At 65.4% G+C, this 5,132-nt stretch carries 5 protein-coding genes; 2 read left to right on the forward strand and 3 right to left on the reverse strand.

What is annotated here, in order from left to right; translation table 11 throughout:
* Positions 1 to 5: 5 nt before the first annotated feature.
* The 3 genes from J2W40_RS20335 to J2W40_RS20345 are packed head-to-tail and all read right to left on the reverse strand — an operon-like array spanning position 6 to position 3,822.
* Positions 6 to 407, reverse strand: a complete 402-nt coding sequence (locus tag J2W40_RS20335) for a YdbL family probable chaperone protein (protein WP_096063076.1) — start codon at positions 405 to 407, stop codon at positions 6 to 8.
* Positions 404 to 592: a YnbE family lipoprotein gene (locus tag J2W40_RS20340; RefSeq protein ID WP_069066325.1), complete on the reverse strand. Its 189-nt coding sequence runs from the start codon at positions 590 to 592 to the stop codon at positions 404 to 406. Before J2W40_RS20340 ends, J2W40_RS20335 begins: the two co-directional genes overlap by 4 nt.
* The gene (locus J2W40_RS20345) at positions 589 to 3,822 is read right to left on the reverse strand and encodes an intermembrane phospholipid transport protein YdbH family protein (RefSeq protein ID WP_310227776.1); all 3,234 of its coding nucleotides are present in this window, start codon (positions 3,820 to 3,822) and stop codon (positions 589 to 591) included. Before J2W40_RS20345 ends, J2W40_RS20340 begins: the two co-directional genes overlap by 4 nt.
* A gap of 110 nt (positions 3,823 to 3,932) precedes the next feature.
* Between J2W40_RS20345 and radC the strand changes: the two genes are divergently transcribed.
* Complete coding sequence (radC, locus tag J2W40_RS20350; RefSeq protein ID WP_409050416.1) at positions 3,933 to 4,652, forward strand: RadC family protein; 720 nt, start codon at positions 3,933 to 3,935, stop codon at positions 4,650 to 4,652.
* A gap of 70 nt (positions 4,653 to 4,722) precedes the next feature.
* Positions 4,723 to 5,043, forward strand: a complete 321-nt coding sequence (locus J2W40_RS20355) for a hypothetical protein (RefSeq protein WP_310227777.1) — start codon at positions 4,723 to 4,725, stop codon at positions 5,041 to 5,043.
* Positions 5,044 to 5,132: the final 89 nt, after the last annotated feature.

Raw genomic sequence — 5,132 nt, forward strand, 5'->3', positions numbered from 1 at the left:
AAAGATTAGCCTGCCGTCGCGCAATAGGAAGGGAGTGCGATCGCGCCTGCGCCCTTGGTCTGCCATGCGCCAGCGCCAATGCGATAGGCCTGGCCGGTTTTGACCCGGCTGCTGAGCGTCTGGCAACCCGTGGCGGCGGCGACGTCCTGCACGGTGACACCGCGCTGGCTGGCAAGCTGCGTGTAGGCCGCGCGGCGCTTGATGTTGATCGATTCGACCTCGGCGCGCACATCGGCGCTGACGGACCCGGCGATACCGAGATACCCATCGGCCTGCTCGCCCACGGTTCCGGCCGCCATGGCCGACGCGACAGCACCCGTTTGCGCGCGGGCGGGGGCCGTCATGGCGAAGCCCGTGGCCAGCGCAACGGCAGCGCCAGCGGCGATTATGAGCATCTTGCGTGTCATTGCGGGAACAACTCCGGGTTATTCTGGATCAGATCCTGGGCATCGCGTTGCAGGCGCACCACGACTTCCTGCTGCACCTTGACGTTCAGATTGATCTCGATCGGCTTGTCGGGGGCCTTCACCTGGATGCAGCCCCCCAGCGCCGATGCGGCCAATCCGGCCATGATGATCGTGTGTTTCTTCATTTCGGCTCCCCGTTTGCCATCTTGTCGCTGTCCACAGGCTGAACCGCAAGCCCTTCCACTGACAACGCCCGCATCTTTTCCTGTGCCTGTTTGCCGATCTCGTCGCGGATCGTCTGGGTCGGGTCGATGACGGACTGGGCGGTACTCATCAGCCCGCGGAAAGGCGCGGAGATGCGGACGTTGAACAGGAAGGGCAGGCCGACGAAGTTGCGCGCCAGGCCCGCCGGTGCGCCACCGAGCTGGCCACGATTGACGCCGTTGAACACGACATTCGTGACCATCTCCCCATCGAGCGCGCCATCCATCAGGATGGTCAGACATTTATATTGGAGATTCTTGAGCGCGTCGAAGGCGATGCGGCCCATCGCACCCAGTTGCTCGTTCGATACCGGACCGACATAGGACAGGACGCCGGACTGGCGCGCGGGGTCGCAGGGTATGGAGGGCAGTACGCCTTCGGGCATGAGCAGGGGTGCCATGCCTTCCTGCCGCGCGACCAGTACGCCGCCCGCGACCCGGCCGCCCTGCGCATTGAAGATCAGCGGCATGATGCCGTCGAACGTGCCGGTGGCGGAGATATTGTCCAATTCCATCGCCTGGATGAAAGCGCCCGCATCCAGGCCGATGACGCGGAAGGTCATGTAGCGATCGACGTCCGCGCTGAAATCCATGGTGGTAGGAAGAAGCACCAGCTCACCACCTGAAAAGGGCCAGCCGCCGCCTTCTATCCGCACCTTCTGCCCCGCTTCGAGCCGATAGCGGACGATGCCGTCACGCACTTCTATGCCCGGATTGACGGACTGGATGCGCGCTTCCTGACCGGGGGCGGAGACGAGATTGATAAGGTCGGTGAAGCGCAATTCGCCGCTCAGCCCCTCGACCGGACCGAAGGCGGCGGCGAGGCTAGCATTGTCGGTGCGGAAGGTGCCGGTAGACGTGACGTTGGAGCCGGTCCAGTCGATCCGGCCCTGCCCGTTCACCTTGGCCTTCACATTCGCGACCACGCCCAGCGCCAGCGGCGTCACATCTTCGGGTTGAAGATCGGGACCGAAGGCCAGGTCGGGGACGGTCAGGTCGGCATGGCCTTTGCCATTGGTCAGATTATGGACAATGTCGGTGCGGGCGACGGTCGCGCCATTGCGTGTCGCGGTGAGCGTGCCGGTGGCGGTAATCCGGCTATTCTTCATCGTCAGCGTGAAATCCGGCACGGCGAGCGGAATGAAGCGGGCGGGCACCTGCGAATCGCGCACGGTCATGGCGGCGCGGAAGGCGAGCGCGCCCTTGTCGAAGCGCCAATCGCCATTGCCCTGTTCGAGGATCAACGGGATGGTGCCGATGCGGCCACCTGCGCCACTGGCCTTGCCGCCAAAGCCCTTGGCGGTCATGCGGCCGTCCAGGCTGGCGGCGGTGAGATGGACCGGGGCGTCCTGCGGGCCGATCGACAGATCGGCATTGGCCAGGGTGAAGCCGGTCTGGCCGAGCGCGACACGGGCATGGTCGGCGGTCAGCCGCATGGGGCTGTTCCCACTGGTGCCTGTGAGGGCGAGTTTGCGGATGTCCGCACCGCCGCTCATGCCGCCTGACCCCATGGCGAATAATGCGCCGCCGTCGAGCGGGCACAAGGTCTGGCGGGTCTGGCCTATGGCGAAACTGCCGTAGCGGGCCTCAGTGACCGAGAGGGGGACGCAGCGCGGATTGATGCGCAATGCGCCGTTGGCGGCGAGTTGCCCCTCGATCGGCAGCGTCAGGCCGCGCAGATAGCCGTCGGGCAAGGGACCATCGAGCCGGAGCGATGTGGCGAAGCGAGTCGTGCCATCGGACGCAGCAGTGAAACGAACGCGGTCGAGCGCCAGGCGCGCATTGCCCGCCGCATAGGGATCAATGAACAGGTCGCCGCCGAAACCGCCACCGGACCGGCGCACCAAGCGCAGGGCGGCCTGGGGCAAGCCGCCGCCCCGCGTCGTGATCGCGCCGTCAAGCGCCCAATCGAGCGCTGTCCGCCCCTGCCCCGGCCAACCCAGCGTCACCCGGCCATCGGGCGAGAGCGCGGCCTGTGCGCCGCTGCGCGCGGCAAGGCGGCTGTTGGTGAGGACGAGGCTGCCCTTGGCGCTGCGTTGTACGAGCGCGAAATTCGTGCGGAGTTGGTTGTTGCCCCCTGCCCGCGCCATGGCGTCGGCGAAGCGCGCTGCCAGCGGAGCGACGGGGGTGCCGGCCGTCGATGCGCGGAAAGCGGCGAGCGATTCGCGCGACGCGAGGCGAATGTTGCGGCCCGACAGATCGCCTTGCATCGTCGCTTCGTCGCTCTTGAACGTCCAAGCGCCGGTCAGCGCGGCCTGCTCGATCAAAGTCCCGCCACCCGCCAACGTCGCCGCATTGATGCGGGCACGGCCTTGCGACCCGGCCGTGCTGCCGTCGAAATCAATGCGGCCTGCCGGGCTGGCGAGAACCAGGCCGTTGGACTTGAGCGCTTCGCCCGACAGATCGACATGGCCGGTCCAGCGTTCAAACGCCTTGCCGAGCGTCAGGTCGAGGACGGCAACCGGCTGCGCGATAGCCGTAGCAGCCTCGCGACACGCAAAAGCCGCCGCGCGGACGGGGCCGGTCAAATGCGGCTGCCCCTGGCGCATGGCGATGTCGAGCAACGCGCTGCCATCGGTCATCGCGCACCCCGCCATGGTCCCGCGTGGCATGACGGCGGCGACCTTCCCGTCAAAGCCGGATTGCAGCCCACCAGTGCCGTCAATCCGCAGGCCGACCTGGCCCGCGTCGGTATCCAGCCGCAGCCGGGCGTCGGTGAGCGACAGGAGGATGTCGGGCAGGCTAAACGGCGCGGTCGAATTGGGATCGCTGAACTTGTCCAGCTCGCCCAGGTGCAGCTTGCCATCCTTGTAGCTGCCATGGAGGCGCACGCCCCCCGCCCGCACCGCGGCCACTTCGGGCGTAACGCCGGTGAAGGCGATATCGACTTCGACCCAGTCGGCGGTCAGGTCCGGCTTGGCGGGATTGCCCAGCACGATATCCTCGATCCGCTGGGTGCGCAGTCCCACATCGACCAGGTCGTAATTGGCCCGAACGCCGCGCCGGTTGAGTTCACGGCCGACGAAATTTTCGGCGATCGGCGCGCGCTGCGTCCACAGCCCAACCAGCACCAGCGCAAGCGTACCCGTGCCGACACCCAGCCAGCGCAGCCAACCCCGGCGAATCGCCTCTTCGCCGTCCTGTTCTTCCATGCTTATGGCCAACCCCGGCTTTCGTGCGACACTCTATGGTCCGTGACGGGACCAGAACGTCCGACCCGTCCTAAATATCCTTGCCCCGCGATTCCGCAACGCATAGCGTCATGGTCGGTAGCAAGGGGGCGAGCTTGGCCGAGCAGGACGCAAAAGTCACGCATGACGGCGCAGGCCACCGGGCACGGCTGCGGCAGAAGCTGGCAGAGACGGGCGGCGACGCGCTGCACGATCATGAACTGATCGAATATCTACTGGCGCTCGCGATCCCCCGGCGCGACACCAAGCCGCTGGCCAAGGCGTTGCTGCGCGAATTTGGCGGCATAGGCGGGCTGATGGCGGCGGACTGGCATGCGATCGCGCGGGTGCCGGGCATGGGCGACACCAGCGTCGCCGCGATCAAGATCGTGCAGGCCAGCGCACTGCGGATGCTGCGCAACGAAGTCGCGGCGCGGCCGGTGCTGGCGAGTTGGCAGGCGCTGCTCGACTATCTGCGCGCCGACATGGCGCATCTGGGGGTGGAGCGCGTGCGCGTGCTGCATCTGAATACGCGCAACATGCTGATCCGTGATGAGAATATGGGCGATGGGTCGATCGACCAGGCGGCCATTTATGTCCGTGAGGTTATCCGGCGCGCGATCGATCTGGGGTCCGCGGCGCTGATCTTGGTCCACAACCATCCGAGCGGTTCGCCCGAACCGAGCCGTCAGGATATCGACGTGACGCGGCAGATCATCGAGGCGGGCAAGCGGCTGAACATCGCCGTGCATGACCATATCATCGTGGGCGCGCAGGGGCATGTGAGTATGCGGGCTAAGGGGTTGTTGTGAGGGGGGGGTCTGACTGGCCGCTTTCGGCAGCGGGTGGCATAAAAGCTGCCATTGATATGAGGAGCGCGGGATGCCCATCAACAAGATCGCGCTATTTGAAACTACCAAGGCCCTATGGCCAAACATGGTAAGGGTATCGGACAACCCGAACGTAACTAACGAGATATATCGAGCCAACGAGAATGCATTTTCGCAGGACGACAACTGGCGACAGCTTGCCCTTTGGTCCTTTCATCAGGCGCTGGTGGATCATGAAAAGCAAGCTCTGGCGAACGGCCTGCTGCTTCACCCTCACGAGATCGACTTTAATGAGTTTGATAAGTGGATGCGGGCGAACCTGAACGGCCACGACTGTTGGGCGGACGAACGAGCAGAATATGAAAGTAGCTGATCCGACCGACGCTTCGCCGCCGCACTGAACGACCGTCTGCAATCGGCCAACGCGACGGTGGTCGGGAACGGCAAAACTGTCGGTTTCAG

It is taken from the genome of Sphingobium xenophagum, from assembly GCF_031457465.1.
Lineage (GTDB): Bacteria > Pseudomonadota > Alphaproteobacteria > Sphingomonadales > Sphingomonadaceae > Sphingobium > Sphingobium xenophagum_A.